Raw genomic sequence first — 26,189 nt, 5'->3', positions numbered from 1 at the left:
CGACAAAAGAAAGGGGAGAGAACGTGAACAACTTGCTACGTTTGATTGGAAGGCGTCTTGTGGCGCTGCCGATCATGGCATTGGGCGTCACCGTCCTGGTGTTCTTCCTTATGTCGTTCTCCAAGACCGACCCCGCCTACACGGCGTTGGGTGACGGTGCCTCGCCCGAGGCGGTTGCCGAGTACCATGAGAAGTATGGTCTGGACGACCCCTGGCCCGTGCGCTACGTGCGCTATATGGGCGATCTGATCCATGGCGACATGGGCACCTATGGTGCTGCTCGCAACTCCGTTGCCAAACGCATCTCCACGGCCCTGCCCGTCACGATGCAGCTGACCTTTATCGGTCTTGCCATCGGTGCAGTCGTTTCGTTTTTGCTCGGCGTCATCGCGGCACTGTATCGCGACAAATGGCCGGACCAAGTGATCCGCGTCTTTTCCATCGCCGGCTTGGCAACCCCGTCGTTCTGGCTTGCCGTTCTGTTGATCCTGCTGTTCTCTTCCTACCTTAAGGTGCTCCCGGCATCGGGTGCTCTGCCTCACTTCACCACGAATCCGGTTGGCTATCTGGGACGTATGATCATGCCCGCTATCGCCTTGGCATTTCCGCTGACGGGCCAGATGACTCGTATCGTGCGTACCGCCATGGTCGAGGAGCTCGACAAGGATTATGTCCGTATGGCTCGCGGCGCCGGCGTTCCCGAGAAGGTCGTCGTCGGCATCAACGTTCTTCGCAATGCGCTGATCACCCCGGTCACCACCCTCGGTCTTAAGATTGGTTACCTCATGGGCGGCGCCGTCGTCATCGAGGTTATCTTCAACCTCCCCGGCATGGGCACCGCGATTTTGCAGGGCGTTCAGGGCAACGAGGCGAACCTGGTTCAGGGCGTCGTTATCGTCGTTGCTCTTGCCTTCATCATCATCAACATCGTGGTTGACATGCTCTACCTGCTCATCAACCCGCGCATCAGGACGGTGTAGATTATGGTAAAGATTCGAGAGAAGCAAACCGAGCAGCTCGAGAAGGCTGCCTCCAAGGGGCTCAAGCTCGGTGGCTGGAAGAAGATGACGCTGTCTTCTAAGATTGCAGCCGTCGTGCTGGTGCTGGTCGCCCTGACTGCGATTCTGGCGCCCCTTCTTGCCCCCTATAGCCCGGTCGAGATTTTTACGGCTCGCCAGGCTCCCGGCAACGGATTTATTTTCGGTACCGACGATAAGGGTCGCGACATTCTGTCGCGTATGCTCTACGGTGGTCGTTACTCGCTGATTATCGGCTTTGGCGCCACTGCCATGGCTCTGGTCTGCGGCTCGGTCGTTGGCGCCCTTGCAGCGGTTTCGCGCAAGGCCGTCTCCGAGACGATCATGCGTATCTTGGACATCATCATGTCCATCCCGGGCATCGCCCTCGCGGCCGTCTTCGTCTCCATCCTGGGCAACTCCGTGCCGTCGATCATCTTCGCCATCGGCTTTATGTACACTCCGCAGATTGCCCGTATCGTGCGCGCCAACATCGTGTCCGAGTACGGCGAGGACTATGTCCGCGCGGTCATCGTTTCCGGCGCCAAGGCTCCGTGGATTTTGATCAAGCATGTTCTGCGTAACTGCATCGCCCCGATCATGGTCTTCACCGTTACCCTGGTCGCCGACGCTATCATCTTCGAGGCCTCGCTGACCTTCATCGGCGCTGGTATCCAGGAGCCCACCGCTACCTGGGGCAACATCCTCGCCGACGCCCGCGGCGGCGTGCTCGCCGGCCGTTGGTGGCAGGCGCTGTTCCCGGGCCTGGCCATCATGATCACCTGCCTGGCGCTCAACATCCTCTCCGAGGGCATTACCGACGCCATGGCCGCTGCTCCCTCTGCCGCCCTGGATCCGACCGATTCCTCCAAGCGTCGCGAGGCCGACCTGCTGGTCTCCGACCCCGTTCGCGCCTACAAGGAGCAGGCCCAGTCCCTCTCCGCTCGCCTTGGCGCCCTGCGCGATGTCGAGCTCAAGCGTGACGATCGCCATGTGCCCGACGAGTCTGTCGAACCGATTCTCTCGGTCCGTGACTTCTGCATTCAGTTTGAGCATCACGGTGATATCAACGTCGTCGACCATGTCAACTTTGACGTCCGTCCTGGTCAGACCATGGGCCTGGTGGGCGAGTCCGGTTGCGGTAAGTCCATCACCACGCTGGCCATCATGGGCCTGACCGATGAGGACGAGCATCTTTCCGGCGAGGTCCTCTGGGAGGGCCGTGACCTGCTCAAGATGAGCAAGAAGGAGTGGTTCGGCCTGCGCGGTACCGATATCGCTATGGTCTATCAGGACGCCCTGTCCTCGCTCAACCCCTCCATGCTCATCTCTGCCCAGATGAAGCAGCTCACCAAGCGCGGCGGAACCCGCAGCGCCGAGGAGCTCCTGGAGCTCGTCGGCCTCGATCCCAAGCGCACGCTCGAGAGCTATCCGCACGAGCTTTCCGGCGGCCAGCGTCAGCGTGTCCTGATCGCTATGGCCCTTACCCGCGACCCCAAGCTGGTCATCTGCGACGAGCCCACGACCGCTCTGGACGTTACCGTCCAGAAGCAGGTCATCAAGCTGCTCAACGATCTTCAGGCCAAGCTCGGCTTTGCCATGATCTTCGTTTCGCACGACCTGGCGCTGGTCGCCGAGGTCGCCCATAACATCACGGTTATGTACGCTGGCCAGGTTATCGAGCAGGCGCCCACCAAGGAGCTGCTCACTAACCCGATCCACGAGTACACCCGCGGTCTTCTGGGTTCCGTTCTGTCCATCGAGAGCGGTTCGGGCCGCCTGCACCAGGTGCCCGGCGCCGTTCCGAGCCCGCGCGATTTCCCCAAGGGCGATCGCTTCGCGCCCCGCTCGAGCCACCCGCGTATTGGCCTGGACACCCGTCCGGTCTTCAAGCGCGTGCCCGGCACCGAGCACTTCTATTCCGAGCTCCCCGACGAGGTGCTCAAGGCAAATGGTTTGACCCCTCACGCGGAGGTGATGTAGATGAGCGAGACCGCAGTAAACGGCGTCGAGCCGATCATCTTCCTTGATGACGTCCACGTCACCTTTAGGACCCGTACCGGCTCGATTCTGCACCCCAACCTGGTTCACGCCGTCCAGGGTGTAACGATTAAGCTCATGCCCGGTCAGACGATTGGCATCGTCGGCGAGTCCGGTTGCGGTAAGTCCACCACCGCTAACGTCATGTGCGGCCTGCAGGCCCCCACGAGCGGCAAGGTCTACTTTAAGGGCAAGGACGTTACCAAACGTACCGCCGAGGACCGTCGCCACATGGGTCGCGTCATCTCGGTCGTGTTCCAGAACCCGGCCACGGCGCTCAACCCCCGCATGGTCGTTCGCGAGCAGCTGCTCGACCCCATGCGCGTCCACAACCTGGGTACCGAGGCCGAGCAGGAGAAGCGCGTCAAGGAGCTCCTGGAGCTCACCGGTCTGCCCAGCTCCGCCGCCGAGGTTCTTCCCGGTCAGCTTTCGGGCGGCCAGCGTCAGCGCGTCGCAATTGCCCGTGCCCTGTCGCTGAACCCCGATGCCATCATCGCCGACGAGCCCACCTCGGCTCTGGACGTTTCGGTCCGCGCACAGATTCTGAACCTGTTGACCGACCTTAAGAAGGAGCTCGGCCTGGCCATGGTGTTCATCAGCCATGACATCCAGACGGTCCGCTATATCTCTGACGACATCATCGTTATGAATGGTGGCAGGATCGTCGAGCAGGGCGAGGCCAAGCAGGTCTTCCAGCACCCCCAGGACCCCTACACCAAGATGCTGCTCGGCGCTGCGCCGTCGCTGCTGCATCCCAAGCTCGGCGAGTAGCCTCGCTTTCCCTCCCGTGCGCCCGGTTCCCTTGCCGGGCGCACCTCCGTTGCGATTTCGAAAGGTTGGGTTCACGAGCCATGCCAAGTGCTCAGGAGCTACAACATCAATTTGGTGAATATCGAGGCGCCATGCCCCGTCCATCAGATTTCGATCTCTTTTGGAAGGATCGCATGGCCGAGGCCGACGCCGTCGGGCTTGACTATGCGATCGAGACGGCATCGGTCGCCGATGCCGCGACCTGCCAGCTTTTCGACCTCTGGTATACCGGCATGTGCGGCGCGCGCCTGCATGCCAAGTACCTTAAACCCGTCTCGGACGAGCCCGTGCCATTGGTACTTCAGTTCCATGGGTATCCGGGTGCAAGCCGCAGCTGGTTTGAGCAGGCGTCGTTTGCAGGCATGGGCATGGCACTCATCGCCCTCGACTGCCCCGGCCAAGGAGGTCCCTCCGAGGACATTGGTGGATTTGAGGGCACAACGGTTGCCGGTCATATCGTCGCCGGTATCGACGGCGACCCGGCCAACCTCTACTATGTCCGCTTGCACCAAGATATTCGCATCCTGTGCCGCATCGTTCGCGAGCTCGAGGGCATCGATCTTGCGCGTGTGTTTGTGAACGGCGCGTCGCAGGGCGGCGGTTTGGGCATTGCGACCTGTGCGCTTAACAGCGAGCTTATCAATCGTGCCGCCATCCTCTATCCCTTCCTGTCAGATTTCCGCCTAGTCTGGGATTTGGATGCCGACGACATTGCCTACGAGGGCCTGCGCTATTGGTCTCGCTGGTTTGACGAGGACTCGACTCGTATTGACGAAGCCTATGCCAAGCTGGCGTACTTCGATTCCAAGAACTTTGCCCCTATGGTCAAATGCCCCGTGCTGTTTGGCACCGGCACAGCCGATATCGTCTGTCCGCCAGCGACGCAGTTTGCGGTCTATAACAACCTGACCTGCGAAAAGCGTCATGAGTTCTTTGAAGGCTTTGGCCACGAGGAGATTCAGGATTTTGACGATCTGATCATTCCGTTTTTCTGCAAGGGAGGGGAGGCTCATGTCTAAGTGCGAGAGCAATGTCGACGAGCTGATTGTCCCCGGACTCGTGGGAATTCCTGGAACGGTTTCGTCAAGGCTCGCAGAATATCGGGACTGGCGCGGTGATGTCCAAGCAGATGTTTCTGATTTAGAGACATGCGCTTCGAATCTTGAGATTCAAGGCCTGGCCATTACGGCGATTGACTTTGTTAACCCCTGCGCCCGTTACTCGGAGGTCTCCTTTGAGCTCGGTGACGATGCGATTCACGCTCGTTTGATCGAGCCTGTCGGTCGTGCCCGAGTATCTGAGCGCGTGCCGTTGTGCCTGATGTTCCACGACATCGATCGGCCTGTGCGCGGCTGGCATCACATGACGAGATTTGCCGCCATGGGGTATGCCGTCCTCGCGCTGGATGACGATGTTGCTGGTGCGGACGACCTGCAGCGGGGGATTTCTTCGCCCGCTTTTGTCGAGCGCGTCCGTTGGGGTTGCGCGCTGGCGAAGGTGGCACGCAATCTTGATGGCATGGACCCCGACCGCATCTTTGCATGGGGCGAGGGTCTTGGCGGCGGAGTCGCGCTGGCGGTTTCTGCTCTGGACGAGCGGGGCCTCGCCTGCACGGCGGTTGCCAATCCGCTTCCTGGCGGTCTCGAGGCGCTGTCGTCGAGGGTGCGCGGATCGGTGCTCATGGGTACATCGCTTATGGATACCGTGAGCGACCCCAAGGGCCAGTTTGCCGTATTCAACGGTCTTGAGTGTGACCGAAGGCATATCATCTATGCAAAATACGCTCACGAGCGCATCAATGCGTTCGAAAACGAAGTCATCGACTTCTTTAACCAAACGTTCTACCCGTGTTCTTTGGCCTAGACGGCCTGGACACTGCCAACAAGAGTGGGTGGCATAGGGTCGCCCGCCAGACAACTAAGGAGATTCTTGTGGCAACTCAGAAATTCACCGGCGTTATCCCTCCCGTCGTTGTTCCCGATACCGAAGACCACCAGCTCGACGTTGCCTCCTTTGAGCGCAGCATCAACCGCATGATCGATGCCGGCGTCGATGGCCTGTTCTTCCTGGGCTCCTCGGGCGAGGTCGTCTTCTCCACCGACGAGCGTCGTCGTCAGATCATCGCCGAGGCCGTCCGTATCGTCGATCACCGCGTGCCTGTTCTGGTCGGCATCATCGACACCGAGACCGAGCGCATGATCGAGCACGGCAAGGTCGCTCAGGAGCTGGGCGCCGATGCGCTTGTCGCCACCTGCCCGTTCTATGCCCTGCAGGGCATGACCGAGGTCGAGGAGCACTTCCGCATCCTGCATGAGGAACTGGACCTGCCCATCTTCGCCTACGACATCCCCGTGTGCGTCCACACCAAGCTCCCCTGGAAGCTCCTTGCCAAGCTCGGCGCCGAGGGCGTTCTGGCCGGCGTCAAGGATTCCTCGGGTGATGACATTTCGTTCCGCTACCTCGTCCAGGAGAACGAGAAGAACGGCCATCCGATGAGCATTCTCACCGGTCACGAGGTTGTTGTCGACGGCGCCTACCTCGGTGGCGCCGACGGTTCCGTCCCGGGTCTCGCCAACGTTGAGCCCGAGGGCTACGTGCGTCAGTGGAAGGCCGCTCAGGCTGGTGACTGGGCTACCGTCAAGGCCGAGCAGGATCGCCTCAACGAGATTTCGCACATCTGGGATGTCACCTCGGGCGTCCAGGGCTATGCCGGTGGCGTCGGCGCCTTCAAGACCGCTATGAACCTCATGGGTATCTTCGACAGCCCGACCATGCCGCGCCCGGTGAAGGCCATGACCGGCGAGAACGTCGAGGCGATTAAGAAGGTCCTCCAGGACAACGGTCTCCTGTAAAGCTTCCCCAGGCACCCGATCTTGGGGCTCAAGTGGTCGGGCGTGACCCATTAGGTCAACGCCCGACCACTTTCACCCCAACCTCGGGCACCTGGGAAACCTTTACTGAGTTGCGGCGATAACACCGCCTTCATTTCCTGTAGTTGTTTTTATCTCCTAAGGAGAGCGACATGGAGAACAAGTACGTCTGCTCTGTCGATATCGGCGGAACTAAGATCGCGACTGCCATCATGGAGTACCCGGCTGACGGCAGCGTGCCCCATCCCGTTTTTGAGGCCGAGGTTCCTACCGAGGCCCAGGAGGGCGGCGAGGCCGTCTTCCAGCGTATCGAGGCGTCCATCAAGGCTGCTCTCGAGGCGAATCCCGATGTCGAGGTCCTTGGCGTCGGTATCGGTGCCGCCGGCGTCGTCGATCCCAAGACGGGCGCCATCGCGTATGCCAACGAGATCATGCCCGGCTGGTCCGGCGTTCAGTTGGGGCCGCGTCTGCGCGAGGACCTCGGTCTTCCCGTTGCCGTCGTAGGCGACGTGCAGGCTCATGCTCTGGGCGAGGCCCACTGGGGCGTCGGCAAGGGCAAGTTCTCCGTCTTGTGTCTTGGCATCGGTACGGGCATCGGCGGCGCATATGTCGAGAACGGCCGCGTGATGCAGGGCTTCCATGGTGCTGCTGGCCATATGGGCCACATCGAGTGCTCGGCTGCCGCCGGCATTCCGTGCGCCTGCGGGCGTTCCGGCCATCTGGAGTCGGTTGCTTCGGGCACATCCATTGGTCGAATGTACGATGAGCGTTTTGGCCGCGTCGACCCCAGCCGTCCTTCGGTCGGTCGCGATGTGAACGACCTGTGCCGTGCGGGCGACGCAAAGGCGACCGAGGTCATCCATGACGCCGGCTTTGCGCTGGGCGCCAGCTTGGGCTCGCTCGCTAACATCCTGGACCCTGAGGTCATCGTGCTTTCGGGCGGCGTGATTCACCAAGGTCCCGATTGGCGTTCGCAGACGTGGAAGGATTCGGTGCACGAGGGCTATGCCAGCCAGGCGCTCGATCCGCTTCAGAACACACCGATCCTCATCGGTTCTCTGGAGGGCGATGCTCCGCTCATCGGTGCTGCTGAGCATCTTCTTGCCTCGTTGAAGTAAACGTATCTGCTGTAGGAGCCTCCCGAGACAACACGCCTCGGGAGGCTGTTCTGAGAAAGGTTGCAGCCTTATGACCGTCGATCCTTTGATTCAATCCCTGAAGGGCAAGCTCGTCGTGAGCGTTCAGGCGTATATGGGCGAGCCGCTTCGTACGCCCGAGACCATGGCGCAAATGTCTCGCGCTTGCGAGCTCGGCGGCGCTGCCGCCATTCGCTGCCAGGGCCTTGCCGACATTGCCGCCATTAAGGGTCGCTGTGAGGTTCCCGTCATCGGCCTGTGGAAGGATGGGCACGAGGGCGTTTACATCACGCCGACGCTGCGTCACGCTCGCGCCTGCGTTGCTGCCGGTGCCGATATCGTGGCGATCGACGCCACCGATCGTCCGCGCCCCGATGGCAAGACGGTCGAGGATACCTTCCGCCCGCTGCACGAGGAGGGTGTGCTCCTGATGGCGGATTGTGCCACCATCGAGGATATTCGCCGTGCTGTTGATATGGGCTTTGACCTGGTATCCACCACGCTTTCTCATGGCGTCGCCGCCATCGACTGCACCATGGCCGATGGCCCCGACCTGCCGCTCCTGCGTCAGGCGACTGAGGAATTCCCCGGCCTTCCCATCATTTGCGAGGGTCGCGTGCATACGCCCGAGGAGGCTCGCGCCGCGATCGATGCTGGCGCCTGGGCCGTTGTCGTCGGCACCGCCATCACGCACCCCACGAGTATTACGAGTTGGTTCAAGGCGGCGCTTGAGGCGTAAGACAGGCCTCGTATCCGCTCTGGGCGCTATACTCAATATAGGCAATTGACCGCGCGGGATCCGGGTTGCTGGGTCCCGCGCTTGTTTTCTGGAGGCAGCACATGCAAAAGGGAGATGCCATGGATGCGGCGGAGCGCTCGGAGCGTATCCCCGATATCGTCATCATCACCGGAATGTCTGGATCGGGCCGCACACAGGCCATGCACGTGTTCGAGGACATGGGCTATTTTTGCATTGATAACCTGCCTCCGCGTCTCATCGCCCAGCTTGCCGAGCTCGTCGGCATCAATACGGGCGTGGGCAGGCATCTCGCCGTCACCTGCGATTTGCGTAGCCAGGGACTGTTTGACGAGTTGCTCGATGCGGTCGCCGCGCTCGAAGAGCGCGAGATGAGCTGCGACATCGTGTTCCTGGAGGCTTCTGACGAGGTGCTGATTCGTCGCTACAGCGAAAATCGCCGCCGTCATCCCATTGCCAAGCCGGGGGAGACTACGGCCGATGCCATTCAGCGCGAGCGCCTTCAGCTGCAGGGCGTGCGCGACCGAGCCGATATGATTATCGACACGAGCCGCCTGCGCACCTCTGCGCTGCGCAACAAGCTACGTATGGCATTTTCCGAGCTGTCCGACCAGCAGCTTATGGATGTCCACGTGTTCTCGTTTGGCTTTAAGCACGGCATGCCCGTCGAGGCGGACATTATGATCGATGTCCGCTTCCTGCCCAATCCGTTCTACGATCCCGAGATGCGCACGATGACCGGTCTCGATAAAAAGGTCTCAGATTTTGTTCTGGACCATCCCAAGACGCAGGAGTTTTGGAAGGCTTGGACACAGCTGCTCGATACGGTGATGCCGGGCTATATCGCGGAGGGCAAGCCGCAGCTTTCTATCGCCATCGGCTGTACAGGCGGCCAGCACCGCAGCGTTGCCATTGCCGAAGCCACGGCACGTTATTTGGAAGGTGCCCAATATCACGTGAGCATTTCCCATCGCGACCTGTCGCGCGCCAACACGAAAGCATAGGCCTGCATGTCGTTTACCGCCGAGGTGCGTGACGAGCTCGCGCGCTGCGAACCCGAATGTGAATACTGCGATTTGTCGACGCTTGCCGCCCTGACGCGTGTGAGCGGTACACTTTCGCTGGCCGGCTCCGGGCGGTATCGTTTGACGGTCGCGACCGAGACGGGCGCCGTCGCGCGCACGATGCTCACACTGACGCATCGCATCCTTAAGCTCAAAACGGAATTCACCGTTCGTAAATCGGTCTTGCATAAGGTCCGTAACTATCTCATTACCCTGCCCGATCAACCCGACCTGGACAAGGCTCTTGTGCTGCTGGGCATTCTCGACCGCAGGGGAGGGCTCGTCGCCGGTGTTCCCCGGCACATCGTTGCCCGTCCCTGCTGCAGGCTTGCCTACATCCGCGGCGCGCTCATCGCCGGCGGTTTCGTGGCCGATCCCCGCGGCGATTTTCATTTGGAGATCGCGGTGCAGGGCGAGCAATATGCCAAGGGGCTTTGCGATCTGTTGGAGCAGATTGGGGTCCATGCTCGTGTTAATGCGCGGCGGGGGTCATATGCCGTGTACATTAAGAGCGCCGAGGAAATCGAGCATCTATTAAAGCTGATTGGTGCCAAGCGCAGCGTTGCCGAGATTGAGGAGGCGCGCGCGGTCAAGTTGGTTAAGAACGATGTGAACCGTCGCGTGAACGCCGAGCTCGCCAACCAGACCAGAAGCGCCGGTGCTGCCCAGCATCAGCTTGCGCTTATCGATGAGCTCGAGCAGCGAGGCCTTCGCGATGCGCTTCCGGATGCCTTGGCGGTCTTTTGCGACCTGCGCGAGCGCTATCCCGATCTTTCGCTGCGTGATTTAGGGGAGATGGCTGACCCTCCCTTGTCGAAGTCGGCCCTCTACCATCGTGTTTTACGGCTTGAAAAGCTCATTGAAGCAAACAGGTAGGTTAAAGTATCGACTTATATACGGATTTAGCTGCTATTTTATTCTTTAAAGCGTTTTAACGCAAATTTGATTTTCAATTTCGAGCATTCTCGTGAAATTCAAGTCAAAAAAAAGGTATATTAGGCGAGTGGTTAGTTTGTGGGCCTCAACGGCGGGCGCTGTAGCTCGCGGGGGCCTTACGAAAGGAGACACAATGGCAGTAAAGGTTGCTATTAACGGCTTCGGTCGCATCGGTCGTCTGGCTTTCCGTCAGATGTTCGGTCATGAGGGCTCCGAGATCGTCGCTATCAACGACCTCACCTCTCCCGATATGCTCGCTTACCTGCTGAAGTACGACTCCACGCAGGGCAACTACGCTCGCGATCACGAGGTCGTTGCTGGCGAGGATTCCATCACCGTTGACGGCAAGGAGATCAAGATCTACAAGGAGGCCGACGCCAACAACCTGCCTTGGGGCGACCTCGACGTCGACGTCGTTCTCGAGTGCACCGGCTTCTACACCAGCAAGGCTAAGGCTCAGGCCCACATCAACGCTGGCGCCAAGAAGGTCGTCATCTCCGCTCCGGCCGGCAGCGATCTGCCCACCATCGTGTACAACGTCAACCATGAGACGCTGACCGCTGAGGACAACATCATCTCCGCTGCTTCCTGCACCACCAACTGCCTCGCCCCGATGGCCAAGGGTCTGAACGACTTCGCTCCCATCGTGTCCGGCATCATGACCACCATTCACGCCTGGACTGGCGACCAGATGCCGCTCGACGGCCCGCAGCGCAAGGGCAACAAGCGTCGTAGCCGCGCCTGCGCCGTCAACATCGTCCCCAACACCACCGGTGCTGCCAAGGCTATCGGCCTGGTTCTCCCCGAGCTCAACGGTAAGCTCATCGGTGCCGCCCAGCGCGTCCCGACGCCGACCGGCTCCATCACCAACCTCTACGCTGTCGTTGACAAGAAGGTCACCGTCGACGAGGTCAACGCTGCTATGAAGGCCTACGCTGCCACCATCTCCGAGACCTTCGGTTACAACGAGGACGACATCGTCTCCACCGACATCATCGGCGAGACCCACGGCTCCATCTTCGACGCCACTCAGACCATGTGCTCTGACCTCGGCAACGGCCAGACCCTCGTTCAGGTCACCTCTTGGTACGACAACGAGAACTCCTACACCTCTCAGATGGTCCGCACCATCAAGTACTTCGAGAAGTTCGTTGCTTAATTTAGCTTTTAGCGAATAGCTCGTTGAGCGTCTAAAGAAGGGCGCGGCCTTATAGGGCTTACACCCTAGGGTCGCGCCCTTTTTATAAGAAATCGTCTGCCGTAATGGGAGGCAGACACGTACGAAAGGTAGAAGCAAACATGGCCTTTACCAAGAAGACCGTCCGCGACATCGATGTCGACGGAAAGCGCGTTCTCGTCCGCGTTGACTTTAACGTGCCTATCAAGGATGGCGTCGTTGGCGACACCACCCGTATCAAGGCTGCCCTGCCCACCATCAACTACCTCGTTGAGCACAACGCTCGCGTCATCCTCATGAGCCACCTCGGCCGTCCCGAGGGCACTGGCTTCCAGCCCGAGCTGTCCCTTGAGCCCGTCGCCAAGAAGCTCGCTGAGCTCTCTGGTCTCGACGTTGCCTTTGTCGCCGACACCTACGGCGAGAAGGCTGCTGAGGCTGTCGCCGCCGTCGAGCCGGGCAAGGTCCTCGTTCTCGAGAACGTCCGTTTTGACAAGCGTGAGAAGAAGAACGATCCCGAGATCGCCAAGAAGCTCGCTTCCTATGGTGACGTCTTCGTTCTCGATGCCTTCGGCACCGCTCACCGCGCCCAGGGTTCCGTCGTGGGCCCCGCCGCTTACCTGCCTGCCGTCGCCGGCTTCCTGCTCGAGAAGGAGGTCGACACGCTGACCGGCATCTTCGCCGAGCCCGAGCGCCCCTTCGTCGCCATCGTCGGCGGTTCCAAGGTTTCCTCCAAGATCGGCGTTCTCGATCACCTCATCGACTCTGCTGACACCCTGATTATCGGTGGCGGTATGGCCTACACCTTCTTCCTGGCTCAGGGCCTGTCCGTCGGTCAGTCCCTCAAGGAAGAGGACTGGGTCGAGCGCGCTGGCGAGATGCTCAAGAAGGCCGAGGAGAAGGGCGTCAAGATCCTGCTCCCCATCGACAACCGCGTTGCCGATCACTTTGGCGAGGACGCTGTCCCCGAGGTTGTCGCTTCCGACGCTATCCCCGACGATCGTGAGGGTATGGACATCGGCCCCAAGACCGAGGAACTTTACGCCGAGGCCGTCAAGGGCGCCAAGACCGTGTTCTGGAATGGCCCCATGGGCGTCTTCGAGTTCGATAACTTCGCTCACGGCACCCAGGCTATCGCCGAGGCTGTTGCTGAGGCCGACTGCACCTCGATTATCGGCGGTGGTGACTCCGTCGCAGCTGTCAACAAGTTCAACCTGGCCGACAAGATGAGCTGGATCTCCACCGGTGGTGGCGCTTCCATGGAGCTCGTCGAGGGTAAGGCCCTGCCCGGAGTGGAGGCGCTTCTCGATGCCTAATCGCACCCTTCTTATCGCTGGTAACTGGAAGATGAACAACGACGTCGCCGAGGCCGCCAAGCTCGCCGACGAGCTGGCTCAGGCTCTGCCCGAGGTTCCGGCTGGCGTCGAGGTGCTCGTCTGCCCTCCGACCATCGACATCACCACGGTTCATGACCGCATTCAGGCTGCCCCCATCGCCCTCGGTGCACAGAACGTGTACTGGGAGGCCAAGGGTGCCTTCACCGGTGAGTCCTCTTGCGACATGCTCAAGTCCGCTGGCTGCACCTACTGCATCATCGGCCACTCCGAGCGTCGTGACTACTTCCACGAGACTGACGAGGACCAGAACAAGAAGGCCAAGGCCCTCGTTGCCGCCGGTCTTGTTCCCGTCTTCTGCTGCGGCGAGTCCCTCGAGGTCCGCGAGGCCGGCACCTATGTCGAGCACGTCGTGAACCAGGTCAAGGCTGGCCTTGCTGGTCTTGAGATCACCTGCCCCAAGCAGGTCGTCGTCGCCTACGAGCCCATCTGGGCCATCGGCACCGGCAAGACCGCTACCGCCGAGGACGCTCAGGAGGTCTGCGGCGCTATCCGTGAGACCCTCAAGGAGATGTTCGGCGAGGAGCTCGCTAACGGCATCCGCGTGCTGTATGGCGGTTCCGCCAAGCCCGGCAACATCGCCGAGCTCGTCGCCAAGCCCGACGTTGACGGCGCCCTCGTGGGCGGCGCTTCGCTCAAGGCTGCCGACTTCGCCTCTATGGTCGTCAAGGCAGGCGAGTAGGACATATGGCACAGCGTCATCTTCCTGCACTCCTGATCATCATGGACGGCTGCGGCCTGGCTCCGGCCGATGGCGAGAACGCCGTCGCCGCTGCCAAGACGCCCTTCCTTGATAGCCTGTACGAGAAGTATCCTCACACCACGCTCGGTGCTTCGGGCGAGGACGTGGGCCTTCCCGACGGTCAGATGGGCAACTCCGAGGTGGGTCACCTCAACATCGGTGCCGGCCGCATCGTGTTCCAGGAGCTTTCGCGCATCAACAACGCCATCAAGGATGGCTCCATCGCCAAGAACGAGGTCTTCGTCAAGGCTATGGACGACGTCAAGGCTGACGGCAAGACTCTCCACCTCATGGGTCTTATGAGCCCTGGCGGTGTTCATTCTCACATGAACCACGTCGAGGCTCTGGTCAAGATGGCTGCCGAGCATGGTGTCAAGACCGTTCGCGTCCACGCCTTCATGGATGGCCGTGACGTTGACCCGCAGTCCGGTGCCGGTTACATGAGTGAGTTCTGCGCCTTCCTGGCTAAGATCTCTGAGGAGACCGGTTGCGACGCTCGCGTTGCCACCGTCTCGGGCCGTTATTGGGCCATGGACCGCGATAATCGTTGGGAGCGCATCCAGCGCGCCTACGACGTCATGGTCAACGCGTCCGATGCTGATACCGACCCCGTTGCCGGTATCAAGGCCTACTACGAGAAGGATCCGCGCGGCGACGAGTTCGTCGAGCCCTTCGCTGCCCACAACGAGGGCATCCACGAGGGCGACGCGGCCATCTTCTTCAACTTCCGTCCCGACCGCGCCCGTCAGATGACCCGCGTGTTCACGGACAAGGAGTTCGACGGCTTTGAGCGCGAGCAGATCAAGCTTTCGCACTTTGTGACGATGACTGAGTACGATCCGACGTTTGACGTCGAGGTCGCCTTCCCCAAGACGTTCCCCGAGAACGTCCTGGCCGACGTTATCGCCGCCAATGGCCTGAAGCAGCTGCACACCGCCGAGACCGAGAAGTACGCCCACGTGACGTTCTTCCTCAACGGCGGCATCGAGGAGCCCAAGGAGGGCGAGGAGCGCGTACTCGTCGCTTCCCCCAAGGTCGCTACCTACGATCTGCAGCCCGAGATGAGCGCTCCCGAGGTTACCGAGAAGCTTGTCGCTGCCATCAACGAGGATCGCGCTGATTTCTACATCGTGAACTTCGCGAATTGCGACATGGTTGGTCACACCGGTGTCTTCGACGCCGCCGTTAAGGCCGTCGAGGCTGTTGACGACGCCCTGTCCAAGGTTGTCCCGGCGATTCTCGCCAAGGGCGGCTTTGCGCTGATTACCGCCGACCACGGCAACGCCGATCACATGTTTGACGTTGCTTCCGACGGTTCCAAGCATCCGTTTACGGCTCACACCACCAACCGCGTGCCGTTCATCATCGTTGATGAGAAGGCCAAGCTCACCGGTATCGAGGACGGCCGTCTTTCCGATATCGCTCCGACCATGCTCACCATGGCTGGTATTGAGCCTTCCGCCGAGATGACGGGCCGCGTGCTCGCTACCGAGGCCTAATAGAAAACAAATACCGTTTTCTAGCAAGGGGGTTGTCCACAACCGGACAACCCCCTTTTTGGTATTTCTGCCATTTCCACCCCGTCCTTGAGTGGCAGGTAGGGGAGAGCGGGGGATTGTGGTACAGTACTGGAGTTTGAACTGTTCTATTAAGGAGCTTATCTATGGGTCCGTTCCAGATTCTTCTGTTTGTCGTTTGGGCTGTTTCTGCCGTGGCGCTGACGATTCTCGTCCTGATGCATTCCGGTAAGGGTACCGGCGTTTCGGATATGATTGCCAGCTCGCTGTATAACTCCAGCTCTGCCACGGGCGTTATGGAGCAGAACCTTGACCGCCTGACCGTCATCATGGCTGTCGTGTTTGCCGTGTGCGTCGTGCTGTGCATGTTCTTCTTCCCGCAGGGCATCGTGGGCTACTAATCACGAGCCGCATAAATACTTGAAAAGGGTCCCGCAAGTGCGGGACCCTTTTTGTTTACATATTTGTAACAGAGTCAAAATATCCTCATATACTTCGCCCAACTAAAGAAAATCTCGACCGTTAACCGGAATTAGCCCCAAATCGTGCATAAAATGCGCTACTATATTGCAATACGTTGGTCCGCTTTGTATAACCAGCCAAAACGGCGGACCGCGTTTGAATGGTTCGATTGGGCTGTCTTGACGTTGCCCGACCGAACTTACTTTGTCCTATCTCATAAGGAGGATGGCATGGCTGATTCTATGTTCCACCAGCCCGTTATGGGTCGTCGCGCCTTTGTCGGCGGTACCCTTGCTGCGAGCTCCATGGCTTTTCTTGCCGCATGCGGCAAGAAGGGCGGCGACGCTTCCGGTTCTGAGTCCGGTTCGACGCTGAACTTCTACATCAACAACCCGGTCTGCATCGACCCCTATAACGTCCAGGAGGACCAGGGCACTCAGGTCGAGTACCAGCTCTTTGATGCTCTGACCTCTTATGACGCCGAGAAGGGCGAGATCGTTCCGCTGGCTTGCGAGTCCTTTGAGGCCAACGAGGACGCCACCGAGTTCACCTTCAAGATCAAGAAGGCCAAGTTCCACAACGGTGACGACGTTACCTCCAAGTCCTTCAAGCTCGGTTGGGAGCGTCTGGTCAACACCAAGTCGGCCATCGCTACCGAGTACGGCCCTTCCGAGGTCTCCTATCACCTTTCTATGGTCGAGGGCTATGACGACCTGCTTGCCGGTAACGCTACCGAGCTCAGCGGTGTTACTTGCCCCGACGATGAGACCCTCGTCGTCAAGCTGTCTTCCGCTTACGCCGACTTCCCCTTCGTCGCCTCTCACCCGGCTCTGGCCCCGGTTCCCGAGTGCGCCGAGTCCGATGTCAAGAGCTTCTATCTTGCACCGGTCGGTAACGGCCCGTTCATGATGGACGGCAAGTGGGAGGATGGTCAGGAGATCAACCTCAAGAAGTTCGACGATTACTATGGCGACAAGGCCAAGATCGATGGCATCCACTTCCAGGTCATCAAGGACATGGAGACTGCTTACAAGGAGTTCCAGGCCGGTAACCTCGATGTCTGCGACGTTCCCGTTGCTCAGATCGATGCCGCCAAGAAGGATCGCGGCGTGTCCAAGGACGGCTACACCATGGGTGACGGCGAGCGCATGCTGCTCGGCGCCGAGCCTTCCACGTACTATCTGACCTGCAATACCACGGCCGAGCCGTTCAACAACGCCGACCTGCGTAGGGGCATCTCCCTGGCCATCAACCGTGAGGCCATCTGCAAGACCATCTTCAAGGGTACCCGTACCCCTGCCGACGGCATTGTTCCTCCGGGCATCGATGGCTACAAGGAGGGCGCATGGGAGTTCTGCGCCTACGATGTCGACAAGGCTAACGAGTACCTCGACAAGGTTGCTCCCGCTGGCGCTAACGGGGATCGTGGCATTAGCGTGACCCTTTCCTACAACCAGGACGGCGGTCACAAGGAGATCATGGAGTCCATCATCGGCGACCTCGCCAAGGTTGGCGTTACCGCTGTCTCCGATACCCCCGAGTGGTCTGCCCTGCTCGAGCAGTATCAGAACTTTAACTATCAGTTCGGTCGTCTGGGTTGGATTGCCGACTACCCGATCATGGACAACTTCCTGTATCCGCTGTTCCACTCCGACTCCCTCGGTGGCGACAACCGCTCTGGTTACAGCAACCCCGAGTTCGACGCCAAGGTCGACGAGGCTCGTACTATTGTTGACGACGAGGAGCGCGTCGCTAAGATGCAGGAGGCCGATGCAATGGTCGCTGCCGACTGCCCGGTCATCCCGGTGATGTTCTACACGCACACCATCGTCGGCTCCGATCGCATCAAGCACCTCTATGTCGATCCGCAGAAGCATGCCGAGCTGGGTACCGCTGAGCTCGCCTAAGAGTTTGCAGCTTCCGTGAGGGTCAAGTATTTACGTAGACCTCATGGGAAACATACAGTTCTCCCTAACCTGGGGTAAACTGGCTGATGGTAATTTTGGGATGCCGGTCTGGCGATCGGCATCCCATTTAGGTTAATCCCTAGATAGGGGAGTGGTATGGGTAAGTACATCGTTAAACGTGTGCTTCAGTTCATCCCGGTGTTTTTGGGCGTTACGCTGATTCTGTTCGCCCTCCAGAATATCGTGCCGGGAGATCCGATCAAGCTGATCGGTGGAGACAAGGCTCTGTCCCCCGAGGTGGAGCTTCAGCTTCGCGTCCGCTATCACCTAGTCCAGTCGGACGAGGACGGCAACGCGATCCTTGACGAGAACGGCGATCCCGTTCAAACGTCGCTCGTGGACCGTTACTTGTATTACATGAACGGCCTGCTTCATGGCGATCTGGGCAATTCGTATCAGCGCAAGCTGCCGGTTACGGATATCTTTGCCCAGAAGTATCCGTATACGATCAAACTTGCCGCGTGCGCCATCGTGCTCGAGGCAATCATGGGTATCGGTGCGGGTATCATTTCGGCGGTAAAGCGTTATTCCTTCTGGGATATTTTGGTAACGCTCACCACGTCGATCCTCGTTGCGGTCCCGGCCTTCTGGCTCGGTATGTTGCTGCAGCTGTTCTTTGGCGTCATCCTCAAGGATGCCACGGGCGGTGCAATCTCCATGCCGATCTCGGGTGCCGGCGGTTCCAGCTCTCAGTATCAGGATTGGATGCACTATGTGCTTCCGACCATTACGCTGGCTTCGGTTTCGACCGCTTACGCCGCCCGCATTATGCGCTCGCAGCTGCTTGACGTCATGAACCAGGATTACATCCGTACGGCAAAGGCCAAGGGTCTCTCCAATCGCGCGATCATCGTCAAGCATGCGCTTAAGAATGCACTCATCCCCGTCGTTACCTATATTGGTGTCGACTTTGGCGGCATGCTTTCGGGCGCCATCCTGACCGAGACGGTCTTTAACTGGCCCGGTATCGGCTATGAGGTCTATCGCGCCATTAGCATGCGTGACTGGCCCATCGTTATGGGCGGCGTTACGCTCATCGTTGTCGTCGTCATGGTGATCAACCTGCTCGTCGACATTAGCTATGCATTCCTCGACCCGCGCATCCGCCTTGGCGGTCCGTCGGATAAGGCCTAAGGGAGGTACGTCTCATGCAGGAAACTGATTCTCAGTCTCAGGAGCAGGCTACCGCCACCAAGGCCGCATCTGCTCCCGCGAAGTCCCGCACGCTGTGGGGCGACGCTTTTAAGCGTCTTCGTAAGAACAAACTCGCCGTTATCGGTGTCTGTTGGATCATCATCGTCGTTGTGGTTGCCCTGACCGCAGATCTGTGGGCTAAGCCCTGGCTCGGTTCTCCGACGGCTTCCGACTCGACCACCATGGCCGAGACGTCGCTGCTGGCTCCGTGTGCAGAGCACCCGTTTGGCACCGACGCCCTTGGTCGTGACATTCTCGTCCGCGTTATCTACGGTGCGCGCGTTTCGCTGTCTGTCGGAATTATGGCCACCGCGATTTCCACGCTGATCGGTCTGGTCATGGGTGCTCTGGCCGGTTTCTACGGCGGCATCTGGGATACGATCATCATGCGCTGTGCGGACATCTTCCTGGCGTTCCCGTACGTGCTGTTCGTTGTCGCCATGATCGCCGTTATCGGCCGCGGTCTTCAGAACGTCTTTATCGCCATTGGTATTCTCGGCTGGCCTTCGATTGCGCGCGTCTTCCGCTCTGCGATCTTGACCGTCAAGGAAAACGACTATGTTGATGCTGCGCGCGCGATGGGTGCATCTGATGCTCGTATCGTCGTGCGTCACATCTTCCCGAACTCCGTCGCCTCCATCGTGGTCTACGCGACCATGAACATCGGTGGCGCCATTCTGACCGAGTCCGCTCTGTCCTTCCTCGGCATGGGCGTTATCCCGCCTACGCCTTCGTGGGGCTCCATGATTCAGGACGGTCAGCAGTATCTTCTGACTGCTCCCTGGATGATGATCATGCCCGGTCTGGCAATTCTCTCGACGGTGCTCGCCTTCACCCTGCTGGGTGACGGTCTGCGCGACGCCCTCGACGTCAAGATGAAGGACGCATAAGGATGAAGAAGAACAAGAACTATGTGGACCTGAAGGACCAGCCGGTTCCCGAGGGCCAGCATCTGCTCGAGGTCGATGACCTAAAGATGTATTTCCACACCGAGGATGGCGTCGTTCGCGCTGTCGACGGTGTCTCCTACACGCTCGATCGCGGCGAGACCCTGGGCGTCGTCGGTGAGTCCGGCTCCGGTAAGTCCGTGACCGCCATGACCATCATGGGCCTTATCTCGATGCCTCCGGGAAAGATCGAGGGCGGCGACGTTCGCTATCGCGGTCGTTCTATTCTCGAGATGACCGAGGAAGAGATGCAGCACATTCGCGGTAACGATATCGCGATGATCTTCCAGGATCCTATGACCTCCTTGAACCCGGTCTATAAGATCGGCAAGCAGGTGGGCGAGGGTCTTCGTCTGCACCGTGGCTACTCCAAGCAGGAGGCGCTCAAGCGCGCTACCGAGCTTTTGGACCTTGTGGGTATCCCCGAGCCCGAGAAGCGCGTCAATGAGTATCCGCACCAGTTCTCTGGCGGTATGCGTCAGCGCGTCATGATTGCTATGGCTCTTGCCTGTGATCCCGATATTCTGATTGCTGACGAACCCACGACTGCCCTGGACGTTACCATTCAGGCTCAGATTATTGAGCTTATGCAGGAAATGCAGGAGAAGAACGGCAACGCCATCATCATGATTACCCATGACCTGGGCGTTGTCGCCGATATGGCTGACAAGATTATGGTTATGTACGCCGGCCGTCCCGTCGAGTTCGGTACTGCTGAGGAAATCTTCTACGAGAGCCGCCACCCCTACACCTGGGGCCTTATCCGCTCCATCCCGGAGCAGGCCATCGAAGAGAAGAAGCCTCTTACGCCGATTCACGGCAACCCGCCTTCGCTCATGAACCTGCCTGAGGGCTGCGTCTTCTCTCCTCGCTGCCCCTATGCGACGGACAAGTGCCGCAAGCAGCGCCCCGAGCGCGTTGTCACCGAGTCTGGTCATTACTCTGCGTGCCACTACTCCGGTGACCCCGAGTTCCTCAAGAACGCTCCTGAGACGTCCCGTACGCGCAAGGATTCCAAGAAGGGAGGCGAGGCGTAATGGCAGATACCAACGAGCGCACTCCGCTGCTGAAGGTCGAGCACCTCTCTAAGGAGTTTCCCGCTGAGTCCGGCATGTTCGCCAAGCGCTTCTCCAAGCGTGTCGTCTCTGCTGTAAATGACATCTCTTTTGAGATTTATCCTGGCGAGACCTTTGGTCTGGTTGGCGAGTCTGGTTGCGGCAAGTCCACGACGGGCCGCACCATCATGCGTCTGACCAAGCCGACCGCCGGTAAGGTGTTCTTCCAGGGCAAAGATGTTGCAGAGATGAGCAAGCATGAGATTAAGGACATGCGTCGCGAGATGCAGTTCATCTTCCAGGATCCCTATGCTTCGCTGAACCCTCGTATGACCATCGGCGAGATCGTCTCCGAGCCCATGACCATTCACGGCGTGGGCACCAAGGAGGAGCGTATCGAGCGTGTCCGTGAGCTGCTTGACGTTGTCGGTTTGAACCCCGAGCACATCAACCGCTATCCGCATGAGTTCTCCGGCGGTCAGCGTCAGCGTGTCGGCATTGCCCGCGCTTTTGCGCTGAAGCCCAAGCTGATTATCTGCGACGAGCCGGTTTCCGCTCTGGATGTTTCCATTCAGGCCCAGGTTCTGAACCTGCTCAAGGAACTGCAGGACAAGTTCGGTACCGCGTATCTGTTTATCGCCCACGACCTGTCTGTCGTGCAGCACATTTCCGATCGCGTTGCCGTTATGTATCTGGGCAAGATGGTTGAGGTTTCGGACTGGAAGACGCTCTATAGTGAGCCTCACCATCCGTACACGCAGTCGCTGCTGTCTGCCGTGCCGGTGCCCGATCCTGATATACAGAAGACCCGCAAGCGCATCATCCTCGCTGGCGACCCGCCGTCGCCGCTGGATCCGCCGACCGGCTGCCGTTTCCACACGCGCTGCCCGATCGCGCAGGGTATCTGCTCCGAGAAGCTTCCTGAGTTTAAGGAAGTTGCCCCGGGCCACTGCTGCGCCTGCCACTTCGCGGAGCCGTTCCCGATCAAGGAATCGCACATCGACCTGTAGTCGGTTGTTCTCGTCCGGGCCCGTGCTGGACTTAGTTTTCAGAACGTCCTCGACCATGGAAACCCCCTTATCCTGCTCCTTCGGAGCTGCGGATAAGGGGGTTTCCTGGTCTGCGGAATGTTCTGAAAACTAAGTCCAGCACGGGCCCTGTGTTACCACTGCAGAGGGGTGCGATTCCTTGATCGCTCACTTTATCTAATAAGAAATTGAGTGAGGCCGGAGCTTTGGCTCCGGCCTCCCCATATAAGGGCTCGGCTTTGCCGAGCCACCAAATTTGCATCAGCCCCCAGAACATGTTTGAGAACTGTGTCCGGAGTACATACTCCTAGGGCCGGAATGAGGTCGCTTTCCAACGCATTCCGCAGGGGGCGGCATTATTTTGTAGCGCGAAGCGCGGAGCAAAATAATGCCGCATGCCCGAGGACGCGTTGGAAAGCGACCTCATTCCGGCCCGAACAGGTCCGTCTACCTGCACATTTACAAATTCGTAAACTTTTTTGAAAAAAGTGCTTGCACAGTTCTCGAATCATAGGTTATTATCTTCCTCGTTGAACGCGCGGGTCCAACAAAACGAACCGTGAATCAACAACATAGCATGTCGGAGTGGCGGAATTGGCAGACGCGCTAGCTTGAGGTGCTAGTGACCGCTTTTTGGTCATGCGGGTTCAAGTCCCGCCTCCGACACCATCGCATTTGAGAAGCCTCTTCGGAGGCTTTTTTGTTACCGATAGACGGTGGGGTCCACGATGGAAACGCTTGAACGCAACGAGTGGGCAGACGTTGCCCAACTAGTCGAGATCACGAGCGATGCTGTCATCATCTGCGAGCTCGACGGAACCATTCTGCATGTGAATAATCGCTTACTTGGTTTGATGTGCGAGGAACGCGCCGACGTCATCGGTGGAGATGTTAAAGACGTCCTGTACTCGTCCGCTTTTGAACGTGCGACGGAACATCGTCTGCCATTTGAAACTGATGGCTCCGAGAACGAACTGATGCTCAAGCTGAGTGACGGCTCCTTTTTCCCCGTCTTGGTTCGTGCAGGCTCCGTAACGCCTCCACGCATCTTTGGGCGCCGCGCGCCACGTGTTCTGGTGGCGCTCCATAGCATCGAAGAACAGTATTCGCACGACCGTCAGCTCAAGCGTGCGCTTTCGGAGCTTAGAGTGGCGAACAAGCGCCTCTCTGGCACGCTCTCGGTCATTATGAGCACTGTGGGCTCCGATGAGTTACCCAGCCTGCTTGATACCGTTTTGAACCAGCTTGTAGGAACACTCGATGCTTCGGGTGCCGCTATCTATTTTTCTGAGAGCGGCGGTTTTAAGCTACGCGGTGTTTCCAAGGAGCTGTACGATAGCTACCTGCCCGAGTTTTTGCCGTATGGCGCTGGCATTCCGACGTATGTTCTTCGCGAGTCGCGTGCCTGTCGCTTGTCGATTCAACAGGACCTTGAGGGCGATAGGGCCGCCTCCGGTATGTTCATGGACTTGGACAATCGTTCTAAGCACCTGTTGCGCGTGCAGGATATGCCTCCGTACCGCAGCGAGATCTGTCTTCCCGTTTTTTACGGTACGCAGATCCTTGGCGTGCTGGAAGTTGGTTGGAAACGCCCCCAGGCACCGCTCGCCTATGACGTTAATGTACTCGAGGTCATTTGCGATTACCTGTCTATCCAGCTGGTCGGCATGGCATCGAGCCTTCGCTCTCGTCGTACGGCCGAGCTTGGCCGCTCGCTCAATGTCTTACGTGATGAGTTGTTTACCTTTCTAGACGATTCCGCCGCGGCTACCCAGGCGGTATCGTCCGAGATCTGCAATATGCTCAACTGCCATTTTTGCCCTGTTGAGTATGACGCCAGTCTGGACTCCTACGTCATAGATTTTGAAGGCGGCAGTCGCGTTGCTTTGCCGGACGATCCCGAGAAGCTTTTCTTTTCCACGACGGCGCCGGCGGCACGTCTGGGGGCTGGCCCTGATGGCTTTGAGGCATCTGTTTTGGGCGGCACGAGTGCCGAGGACCTTAAACACGTCCGTATAACTCGCGTTGACGAATCGATGCCTATGGGAGGCTGGCTTAGGGCGCATGGTCTGCCTTGTCAAGGTCTCTACGTCGACTCCGGCATCGAGGCGGGGCGCCCGCGCTCTGAGGGTGATGGCAAACACAGTAACGACGCGATTGTTCCTGCTTCTGTTGCGAAGAGCCCGACTACGCGCGCGCTGCTGCTTCGTGATGGTAGCCAAGAGCCGATTGATGACCTTGAATATGACTACTTGGTGCACTTGGCGCATGACTTTGAACTGATCTATGAAGGCGAATCTCAAAAGCGCGAGGAGCGCCATATCGCTCAGACCCTCCAGATCGGCATGAGAAATTCCCTGGGGGATGTTCCGGGTATCGCAACCGATTCGGTGTACCTGTCGGCCACGAACTCGGCGTTGGTCGGCGGCGATTTCTATACGCTCATCCGTCTTCCCGACGACTGCGCCGTCATGATTCTGGGTGATGTGTCTGGCAAAGGCATTGAGGCCGCATCGATGTCCGCGCTCGTCAAGACGGCCCTGACGGCATATGCCTGGGAGGGCGCTGGACCGGCCCGCATGGCACGCTCCCTTAACAGCATGCTCATGGGCTTTTCGAGGGTCGAGACGTTCGTGACAGCCTTTATCGCCAAGATTGACCTTAAAGCCGGACGCGCAACGTATTGTTCGGCGGGCCATCCTCCGACCATGGTCATCAGGCCAGAGTCGATGCCGCTGGGTGGCGGCGAGTCCCGTGGGGGAGAGGTCGAGCTGCTTGGATGCCAATCGGGCGTAATCGGTGCCTTTGAGAGCATGGTGTACGAGACAGGCGTGTTTACGTTCGCCCCCGGCGACATGCTCTTCATGTATACGGATGGAACGATTGAGGCCCGCGACCGCACCGGAGCGTTCTTTGGCGAGCAGCGCTTGCGCGACCTTCTGCTTTCTGTTTCGGGGGAGGGCGTGTCGGGCATTTGCGGCAAGGTCTTGGGCGAGCTTGACCGATTTACCGAATCGGCGCTGGACGATGACATTGCATTGGTGTCCCTTGAGTTTTTACGGGGTCGTTCATAGACGACGCTGGGCGGGCTGAATCCGTACGGTTGGGGAAACGAATGCATCGAGTGGGCTTTTTTGGGGAACCATGGTCGTATGAATGAGTGGAATGACATAGCGGTTTTGACGCCACCAGGCGATATCGACATCGCCACGGTGCCTGCGTTGCGTCGGCGGTTGGATGCTTTGATTGGCCGCGGCGTGCGTCGTGTCGTCATCAACTGTCAGACTGTTAGCTTTATCGATTCGACGGGCTTGGCATTCCTGCTTGCGCGCGCTCGTGAGCTCATGAGGCGAGAAGGCCTGCTTTCGCTCGTCAATGCATCAGGTGAAGTTGTTCGCTTTTTGGAGATTGCTCGTCTTGTCGATATCCTTCATGTCGCGGGGCCGGCACGGGAGTCTATTCCCGCCATTCCGGTGGGGGAGCTGCCTCGCTGGAGTAAGAGCGTCGAGGTCCGTCAGGGTATCGAGAATCTTCCATACTACCGACATCGCATCGCCGAACTCCTTGAATCGCTTCCGTTGCGCCGCGACGAGCGCTACGATGTCGCATTGGCGTCGGGGGAGGCGCTGGGTAATGCCTATGACCATGCGGGCGGTATCGGGTGCGTCCTGACGGTTCAGGCCTATGGCGATCGCGTCGTGGTTGAGGTGCTTGATCGAGGTGCTGGCTATTCTATCGATGAAACGAGCGAACCGGTCGCATCTGAGGAGCGCGGCCGTGGTATCAAGCTTATGCGTTTGCTCGTCGATAACGTGGATGTTGCTCGTCGTACAGACGGCGCTGGCACGCGCGTGCAGATGGTGAAGCTGTTTAGCGGAGCGCTGGAATCGTGTGCCTAGCCAATCGCTTTGGCGCGTTTAGCTACCAAGAACATGCGGCAGGCAACTTTTTTGAAAAAAGTACTTGCGTCTTTTGGACAACTCGCGTAAATTAATAACCCGCAAGCGGACATGGCTCAGTTGGTAGAGCACAACCTTGCCAAGGTTGGGGTCGCGGGTTCGAGCCCCGTTGTCCGCTCCA

The 26,189-nt window shown here is 59.1% G+C and carries 22 protein-coding genes and 2 tRNA genes; all 24 read left to right on the top strand.

Going from position 1 to position 26,189, the window contains the following annotated elements:
• The first annotated feature begins 23 nt into the window (after window positions 1–23).
• The 24 genes from FGQ67_RS02675 to FGQ67_RS02560 all read left to right on the top strand — a co-directional run bounded on the left by FGQ67_RS02675 (window position 24) and on the right by FGQ67_RS02560 (window position 26,189).
• Window positions 24–980: an ABC transporter permease gene (locus FGQ67_RS02675; RefSeq protein WP_035138896.1), complete on the top strand. Its 957-nt coding sequence runs from the start codon at window positions 24–26 to the stop codon at window positions 978–980.
• A gap of 3 nt (window positions 981–983) precedes the next feature.
• Complete coding sequence (locus FGQ67_RS02670) at window positions 984–2,999, top strand: dipeptide/oligopeptide/nickel ABC transporter permease/ATP-binding protein (protein ID WP_099431432.1); 2,016 nt, start codon at window positions 984–986, stop codon at window positions 2,997–2,999.
• Window positions 3,000–3,827, top strand: coding sequence for an ABC transporter ATP-binding protein (locus tag FGQ67_RS02665; RefSeq protein ID WP_117848735.1), 828 nt, complete (start codon window positions 3,000–3,002; stop codon window positions 3,825–3,827).
• 80 nt (window positions 3,828–3,907) lie between these two features.
• Window positions 3,908–4,885 (top strand): acetylxylan esterase, encoded by a 978-nt coding sequence (locus tag FGQ67_RS02660; protein WP_138339845.1) that lies wholly within the window; start codon window positions 3,908–3,910, stop codon window positions 4,883–4,885.
• Window positions 4,878–5,729 carry an acetylxylan esterase gene (locus FGQ67_RS02655; protein ID WP_138339843.1) on the top strand — a complete coding sequence of 284 codons (852 nt, stop codon included), beginning with the start codon at window positions 4,878–4,880 and terminating at the stop codon, window positions 5,727–5,729. Before FGQ67_RS02660 ends, FGQ67_RS02655 begins: the two co-directional genes overlap by 8 nt.
• Before the next feature lie 68 nt (window positions 5,730–5,797).
• Window positions 5,798–6,718 carry a dihydrodipicolinate synthase family protein gene (locus FGQ67_RS02650; protein ID WP_035138887.1) on the top strand — a complete coding sequence of 307 codons (921 nt, stop codon included), beginning with the start codon at window positions 5,798–5,800 and terminating at the stop codon, window positions 6,716–6,718.
• A gap of 170 nt (window positions 6,719–6,888) precedes the next feature.
• Window positions 6,889–7,854 (top strand): ROK family protein, encoded by a 966-nt coding sequence (locus tag FGQ67_RS02645; protein WP_138339842.1) that lies wholly within the window; start codon window positions 6,889–6,891, stop codon window positions 7,852–7,854.
• Between the two features lie 70 nt (window positions 7,855–7,924).
• A complete protein-coding gene (locus FGQ67_RS02640) occupies window positions 7,925–8,611 on the top strand; it encodes an N-acetylmannosamine-6-phosphate 2-epimerase (RefSeq protein ID WP_022094877.1) in 687 nt (228 codons plus the stop codon).
• Window positions 8,612–8,712: 101 nt separating this feature from the next.
• The gene (gene rapZ, locus FGQ67_RS02635; protein ID WP_022094878.1) at window positions 8,713–9,633 is read left to right on the top strand and encodes an RNase adapter RapZ; all 921 of its coding nucleotides are present in this window, start codon (window positions 8,713–8,715) and stop codon (window positions 9,631–9,633) included.
• A 6-nt stretch (window positions 9,634–9,639) separates the two neighbouring features.
• Entirely contained in the window at window positions 9,640–10,569 is a 930-nt protein-coding gene (gene whiA / locus FGQ67_RS02630) for a DNA-binding protein WhiA (RefSeq protein ID WP_138339841.1), read from the top strand.
• 193 nt (window positions 10,570–10,762) lie between these two features.
• Window positions 10,763–11,788 (top strand): type I glyceraldehyde-3-phosphate dehydrogenase, encoded by a 1,026-nt coding sequence (gene gap, locus FGQ67_RS02625; protein WP_022094880.1) that lies wholly within the window; start codon window positions 10,763–10,765, stop codon window positions 11,786–11,788.
• A gap of 140 nt (window positions 11,789–11,928) precedes the next feature.
• On the top strand, window positions 11,929–13,119 hold the full coding sequence (locus FGQ67_RS02620; protein WP_006236149.1) for a phosphoglycerate kinase: 1,191 nt from the start codon (window positions 11,929–11,931) through the stop codon (window positions 13,117–13,119).
• Complete coding sequence (tpiA, locus tag FGQ67_RS02615; RefSeq protein WP_022094882.1) at window positions 13,112–13,879, top strand: triose-phosphate isomerase; 768 nt, start codon at window positions 13,112–13,114, stop codon at window positions 13,877–13,879. The genes FGQ67_RS02620 and tpiA overlap by 8 nt, the downstream gene beginning before the upstream one ends.
• Before the next feature lie 5 nt (window positions 13,880–13,884).
• On the top strand, window positions 13,885–15,438 hold the full coding sequence (gpmI, locus tag FGQ67_RS02610; RefSeq protein ID WP_117877273.1) for a 2,3-bisphosphoglycerate-independent phosphoglycerate mutase: 1,554 nt from the start codon (window positions 13,885–13,887) through the stop codon (window positions 15,436–15,438).
• Between the two features lie 164 nt (window positions 15,439–15,602).
• Entirely contained in the window at window positions 15,603–15,857 is a 255-nt protein-coding gene (gene secG / locus FGQ67_RS02605; RefSeq protein WP_006236144.1) for a preprotein translocase subunit SecG, read from the top strand.
• A gap of 291 nt (window positions 15,858–16,148) precedes the next feature.
• Window positions 16,149–17,825 (top strand): peptide ABC transporter substrate-binding protein, encoded by a 1,677-nt coding sequence (locus FGQ67_RS02600; RefSeq protein WP_138339840.1) that lies wholly within the window; start codon window positions 16,149–16,151, stop codon window positions 17,823–17,825.
• A 156-nt stretch (window positions 17,826–17,981) separates the two neighbouring features.
• Window positions 17,982–19,019: an ABC transporter permease gene (locus tag FGQ67_RS02595; RefSeq protein ID WP_138339839.1), complete on the top strand. Its 1,038-nt coding sequence runs from the start codon at window positions 17,982–17,984 to the stop codon at window positions 19,017–19,019.
• Window positions 19,020–19,033: 14 nt separating this feature from the next.
• The gene (locus FGQ67_RS02590; RefSeq protein WP_035138881.1) at window positions 19,034–19,969 is read left to right on the top strand and encodes an ABC transporter permease; all 936 of its coding nucleotides are present in this window, start codon (window positions 19,034–19,036) and stop codon (window positions 19,967–19,969) included.
• Window positions 19,970–19,971: 2 nt separating this feature from the next.
• Entirely contained in the window at window positions 19,972–21,063 is a 1,092-nt protein-coding gene (locus FGQ67_RS02585) for an ABC transporter ATP-binding protein (protein WP_022094887.1), read from the top strand.
• Window positions 21,063–22,091 carry an ABC transporter ATP-binding protein gene (locus FGQ67_RS02580; protein WP_022094888.1) on the top strand — a complete coding sequence of 343 codons (1,029 nt, stop codon included), beginning with the start codon at window positions 21,063–21,065 and terminating at the stop codon, window positions 22,089–22,091. The genes FGQ67_RS02585 and FGQ67_RS02580 overlap by 1 nt, the downstream gene beginning before the upstream one ends.
• Before the next feature lie 597 nt (window positions 22,092–22,688).
• Window positions 22,689–22,778: transfer RNA gene (locus tag FGQ67_RS02575), tRNA-Leu, on the top strand.
• A gap of 59 nt (window positions 22,779–22,837) precedes the next feature.
• A complete protein-coding gene (locus FGQ67_RS02570) occupies window positions 22,838–25,183 on the top strand; it encodes a GAF domain-containing SpoIIE family protein phosphatase (protein WP_138339838.1) in 2,346 nt (781 codons plus the stop codon).
• Between the two features lie 78 nt (window positions 25,184–25,261).
• A complete protein-coding gene (locus FGQ67_RS02565) occupies window positions 25,262–26,008 on the top strand; it encodes an anti-sigma factor antagonist (protein WP_138339837.1) in 747 nt (248 codons plus the stop codon).
• 105 nt (window positions 26,009–26,113) lie between these two features.
• Window positions 26,114–26,189, top strand: a tRNA-Gly gene (locus FGQ67_RS02560).

This window comes from Collinsella aerofaciens (assembly GCF_005845035.1).
Classification (GTDB): Bacteria; Actinomycetota; Coriobacteriia; order Coriobacteriales; family Coriobacteriaceae; genus Collinsella; species Collinsella aerofaciens_I.
The sequence above is the reverse complement of the archived record's forward strand: the minus strand, read 5'-3'. Positions and strand labels throughout refer to the sequence as shown.